This is a genomic window from Gilliamella sp. A7 (assembly GCF_002142015.1).
GTDB classification, from domain to species: domain Bacteria; phylum Pseudomonadota; class Gammaproteobacteria; order Enterobacterales; family Orbaceae; genus Gilliamella; species Gilliamella apis_A.
Map to the genome: position 1 here is coordinate 1 of NZ_NASN01000112.1, position 1,026 is coordinate 1,026.

1 protein-coding gene is annotated in these 1,026 nt (G+C 31.3%); it reads right to left on the bottom strand.

The annotated features are described in order from the left end of the window. The coding region (locus B6D18_RS12370; RefSeq protein ID WP_144064009.1) for a hypothetical protein at positions 1–946 on the bottom strand (946 nt) is incomplete at its 3' end. Positions 947–1,026: the final 80 nt, after the last annotated feature.

The following is a 1,026-nucleotide window of genomic DNA, read 5'->3' on the forward strand; positions in this document are numbered from 1 at the left end:
TCTCAATGATTGTTTGTTTTGCATAATCACTTAATAGTGTCCATGCATAGGCTTTTACGAGATCTTGCTCACGCCCTAAACCATATAAATAGGCTTCAGTGACCCTTAATATACCAATAATTGAGCTGTGCTCAGCCATTATTTCGGTATAATCAATTGCCAGTTTTAAATCTTCTGGCGTTAATGATTTACGATATTCGGTTAATTTATTAATTTTTTTAAAATTTTTATTTTTATAATGATCGCCCTGTTGAAACAGCATTCGTGCTGTTAAATCCTCATAACAGTGATAACCACCTTCTAAAGCATAAGTGAAATATTTAATACTCTCTTTTAATTGTTCATCAGTGCATGGAAGATATTCCCCATTATTATTGCCTTTACATGGACTAAATTTCCACCCCTTTTCGTAAGCAAATTTTGGGTATTTTAAATCAGCGAATTTATTCCATAAATAACTCTTCATATCCCGATTTTTAAATACCACCGGTTCAACTAATGGTTTGCCAGTGTCATCAACTAACTGATCGCGATATTTTTTCATAAATTCAGTAAATGATATATAACCGTCTTCTCTAACATTTTCATCATATAAGTCATGCCAATGAAGAAGATCATAATAATAGGGCATTGCATTTTTATCCCACTGCCAAGCATGTTTGATAAATTTTACTAACTCATCAGGGGCTTGGACAGTATAAAATACTTGATCGTCGAATGCTCGACTATATAGTTCTTTAGCTTCTTTTATACGTAATAATTGGTTTTCAGGAATGGTTGAAGGATAAATAGTGTAGTCCATGGTTATATTTTCTGTATCAACAAAACCAAAGTCTCTGTCTTGCTTAAATAAATGATGAAAATATAAAAAATAACTACCAATCGCCATAATAATGCTAATTACCAATAATATTTTGAACTTTGATTGTTTCACTTTATTATTCATTCTCAATTCCATTCACTTAAATATGCGATAGCCTAATTGGCCATAATTTGCTAGCTTTAAGTTTATTTACTAGCATAATT